This is a genomic window from Streptomyces sp. YS-3, assembly GCF_045257485.1.
GTDB lineage: Bacteria > Actinomycetota > Actinomycetes > Streptomycetales > Streptomycetaceae > Streptomyces.
Genome location: NZ_JBJHPC010000680.1, coordinates 1 through 3,579 on the forward strand (window position 1 = coordinate 1; position 3,579 = coordinate 3,579).

A 3,579-nucleotide genomic window follows, 5' to 3' on the forward strand; every position below is an offset into this window, starting at 1 on the left:
GGCCTGGGGAGGCCCGGGGGGCCGGTCAGGCGGAGAGGTGGCGCTCGACCGTCTCCACCTTGGCGGTGAGCCCGTCGGTGACGCCGGGCCGGATGTCGGCCTTCAGGACGAGCGAGACGCGCGGGGCGCGGGCCTCGACGGCGGCTACGGCCCGCCGGACCACGTCCATGACCTCGTCCCACTCGCCCTCGACGGAGGTGAACATGGCGTCGGTCCGGTTCGGCAGCCCGGACTCGCGTACGACGCGTACGGCGTCGGCGACGTACTCCCCCACGTCCTCGCCGACGCCCAGCGGGGTGACCGAGAAGGCGACGATCACGCTCCGACCACGCCTTCCTTGCGGGCGCGCGCGGCGATCAGGGCGTCCTCGGCCTGGCGCTTGAGCCTGCGCTCGGCCACGAAGCCGCCGAAGGGCAGCACGGACAGGACGAAGTACACGGCGGCGGTCTTCACCGGCCACTTCGCCTTGTTCCAGGCGTCGGCCCAGAAGATCACGTACAGGATGAAGAGGATGCCGTGGATCGCGCCCATCACCGGGACGGCGTTGACGTCGGTCGTCCGCTTCAGTACCGAGCACACGAGCAGCAGCAGGAAGGAGACGGCCTCCGGGGCGGAGACCAGCCGGAGACGGTGGAGAGCGGATGCGGTCTTGATGTCCACGGGGGCACCTTCGGTGGGAGGGTCGGAGGGTGTTGCTTGTGAACGCAAGCACAAACGTTCCCCATTGTGACACCGGTGGCGCCGGGATCTTGGCGGGGGTCCCCGCGGACCGCCGCGTTCGGGGGCCCGCTGTCCCGAAGCCTGGCCGGGGCCGCGGCCGGGCGGCTAACGTCAGCCCGTGGCAACGTTCCGACTCCAGGGCAGCAAAGTGCTTGCCGTCGACATGACCGGCGACGCCGTCAAGGCGAAGAACGGCTCGATGGTCGCCTACGACGGCCAGATGGCCTTCAAGAAGATGTCCGGCGGCGGTGAGGGCATCCGCGGCATGGTGACCCGCCGTCTGACCGGCGAATCCATGACCGTGATGGAGGTGAAGGGCAACGGCACCTGCTACTTCGCCGACCGGGCCTCCGAGATCAACCTCGTCTCGCTCCAGGGCGACCGGCTCTGGGTGGAGGCGAGCAACCTGCTCGCCACCGACGCGGGGCTGCGCACCGGCACCACCTTCACCGGGCTGCGCGGGGCGACCCAGGGCAACGGCCTGTTCACGACCACCGTCGAGGGCCACGGCCAGGCGGCGATCATGTCGGACGGGCCCGCGGTGGTGCTGCGGGTCTCCGCGCAGTACCCGCTCTCGGTGGACCCCGGCGCCTACATCGCCCACCAGGGCAACCTCCAGCAGCACTTCCAGTCCGGGGTGACCTTCCGCACCCTGCTCGGCGAGGGCTCGGGCGAGGCGTTCCAGATCCGCTTCGAGGGCGAGGGACTGGTGTACGTACAGCCCAGCGAGCGCAACACGATCGGCGGGGACGTCTGATGCCCTTCCGCGAGATCAACTCCAAGATGGTCGAGGCCGTGGTGGCCCCCGGCCAGAAGATGTTCAGCCAGCGCGGCGCGATGCTCGCGTACAAGGGCGAGGTGTCCTTCACCCCCAACATGCAGGGCGGCCAGGGCGGGCTGATGTCGATGATCGGCCGGCGGGTGGCCAACGAGGCCACCCCGCTGATGACGGTCGAAGGCAGCGGTACGGTGCTGTTCGGCCACGGCGGCCACCACATCCAGGTCATCAACCTCGCCGGCGACACGCTCTACGTGGAGGCGGACCGGCTGCTCGCCTTCGACGGCACCCTCCAGCAGGGCACCATGTTCATGGGCTCGCAGGGCGGGGTCATGGGCATGGTCCGGGGCCAGGTGACCGGGCAGGGCCTGTTCACCACCACACTCAAGGGCCACGGCGCGGTCGCCGTGATGGCGCACGGCGGCGTGATCGAGCTGCCGATCTCCCCGCAGCGCCCGGTCCACGTCGACCCGCAGGCGTACGTGGCGCACCACGGCGACGTACGCAACAAGCTGTCCACGGCGCTGGGCTGGCGGGACATGGTCGGCCGGGGCTCCGGAGAGGCCTTCCAGCTCGAACTGTCCGGCAACGGCGCGGTGTACGTCCAGGCCTCGGAGGAGAAGCTGTGAACACCCCCCTGCCCGGAGGGCCGTCGATCTTCGACCCGCACTCCCTCCCCGCGGACGACAACGTCAACAAGTACACCTTCTGCGTGGAGCTCAAGTCGAGCCAGTGGTTCCTGCAGAAGGGCAAGATGATCGCCTACTACGGGCGGATCGACTTCAACGGCATCGGCCACGGGCGCCTGGACCGGCTGCTGCGCACCAGCTTCCACTCGCCGCTGCACGCGAGCGACTGGGTGGTGGCGGAGGGCTCCGGCAAGATGCTGCTGGCGGACCGGGCGTTCGACGTCAACTCGTACGACCTGGACGAGGGCAACCTGACGATCCGGGCCGGGAACCTGCTGGCCTACCAGCCGACGCTGGCGCTGAAGCAGTCGATCGTGCCGGGATTCCTCACGCTGATCGGAACCGGGAAGTTCGTGGCCGCGTCCAACGGACCGGTGGTGTTCATGGAGCCGCCGATCCGGGTGGACCCGCAGGCGCTGGTCGGCTGGGCCGACTGCCCGTCGCCCTGCCACCACTACGATCACGGCTACATGACGGGCGTACTGGGCGGAATCCGGTCACTGACGGGGCTCGGCGGGACGTCCGGCGAGGAGCACCAGTTCGAGTTCGTGGGCGCCGGCACGGTGCTGCTCCAGTCCACCGAGGTCCTGATGGCCGAGCAGGCGACGGGGCAGGTGCCCGCAGAGCCGGGCGTTCCGGGCGGCGGGGCGGCGGCCGGGGCGCACGGTCCGGCGGGGTCGGCACCGCGTCTTCCCGGCCAGCTCGGGGACCTCCAGCGTCGCTTCGGCCTGTGAGCGGTAGTCTGCGGAGTGTGACGTCGAACGCGTGCACCCCTGCCGGGCGCTGACCACGACCCTTGTGCCGGTGCGTGCGGGGCGTCACATTCCGAGGCTTCGTTCAGAATTCAACTTCTTAGGTAGAATCCACATATGGAGACCGAGACGGCCACCAACTGGCTGACCGATAGCGAGCAGTGCGCCTGGCGTACCTATCTGGACGTCAACAGGATGCTGACGCACCAGATGGAAAAGGACCTGCAGCCGTTCGGCCTGACCAACAACGACTACGAGATCCTGGTCAACCTCTCGGAGGCCGAGGGGCAGCGGCTGCGCATGAGCGACCTCGCCGCCGCGACCCTTCAGTCCAAGAGCCGGCTCTCGCACCAGATCACGCGGATGGAGAACGCGGGGCTGGTGCGGCGGGAGAACTGCGAGTCCGACCGGCGGGGGCTGTTCGCGGTGTTGACCGAGGCGGGGGTGGAGACGATGGAGAAGGTGGCGCCGCACCATGTGGCGTCGGTGCGCAAGCACTTCATCGACCTGCTGTCGAGTGAGGCGCTGGCGGATCTGCGGGCTTCGCTGACGCCGGTGGCGGAACATTTGCGGGGGCACCGCGGCAAACTCTGATTCCCCCCACCCCCGGAGGGTTCAGGGAAGGGGCGGAGGTGGTCTT

At 69.3% G+C, this 3,579-nt stretch carries 6 protein-coding genes; 4 read left to right on the forward strand and 2 right to left on the reverse strand.

Translation table 11 applies throughout. The annotated features are described in order from the left end of the window. Nucleotides 1–25: 25 nt before the first annotated feature. Together ACJA3G_RS33130 and ACJA3G_RS33135 are read right to left on the reverse strand one after the other, a co-directional pair. The gene (locus tag ACJA3G_RS33130; RefSeq protein ID WP_385461818.1) at nt 26–319 is read right to left on the reverse strand and encodes an MTH1187 family thiamine-binding protein; all 294 of its coding nucleotides are present in this window, start codon (nt 317–319) and stop codon (nt 26–28) included. Beyond that, nucleotides 316–660: a DUF3817 domain-containing protein gene (locus ACJA3G_RS33135; protein ID WP_406556733.1), complete on the reverse strand. Its 345-nt coding sequence runs from the start codon at nt 658–660 to the stop codon at nt 316–318. Before ACJA3G_RS33135 ends, ACJA3G_RS33130 begins: the two co-directional genes overlap by 4 nt. A gap of 178 nt (nt 661–838) precedes the next feature. Between ACJA3G_RS33135 and ACJA3G_RS33140 the strand changes: the two genes are divergently transcribed. From ACJA3G_RS33140 to ACJA3G_RS33155, 4 genes are all read left to right on the forward strand, one after another. Then, nucleotides 839–1,477 (forward strand): AIM24 family protein, encoded by a 639-nt coding sequence (locus tag ACJA3G_RS33140; RefSeq protein WP_406556734.1) that lies wholly within the window; start codon nt 839–841, stop codon nt 1,475–1,477. Continuing rightward, nucleotides 1,477–2,127, forward strand: a complete 651-nt coding sequence (locus tag ACJA3G_RS33145; RefSeq protein ID WP_406556735.1) for an AIM24 family protein — start codon at nt 1,477–1,479, stop codon at nt 2,125–2,127. The genes ACJA3G_RS33140 and ACJA3G_RS33145 overlap by 1 nt, the downstream gene beginning before the upstream one ends. Beyond that, on the forward strand, nt 2,124–2,921 hold the full coding sequence (locus tag ACJA3G_RS33150) for an AIM24 family protein (protein WP_406556736.1): 798 nt from the start codon (nt 2,124–2,126) through the stop codon (nt 2,919–2,921). The genes ACJA3G_RS33145 and ACJA3G_RS33150 overlap by 4 nt, the downstream gene beginning before the upstream one ends. A 135-nt stretch (nt 2,922–3,056) precedes the next feature. Next, on the forward strand, nt 3,057–3,533 hold the full coding sequence (locus ACJA3G_RS33155; RefSeq protein WP_406556737.1) for a MarR family winged helix-turn-helix transcriptional regulator: 477 nt from the start codon (nt 3,057–3,059) through the stop codon (nt 3,531–3,533). The last annotated feature ends 46 nt before the right edge of the window (nt 3,534–3,579 follow it).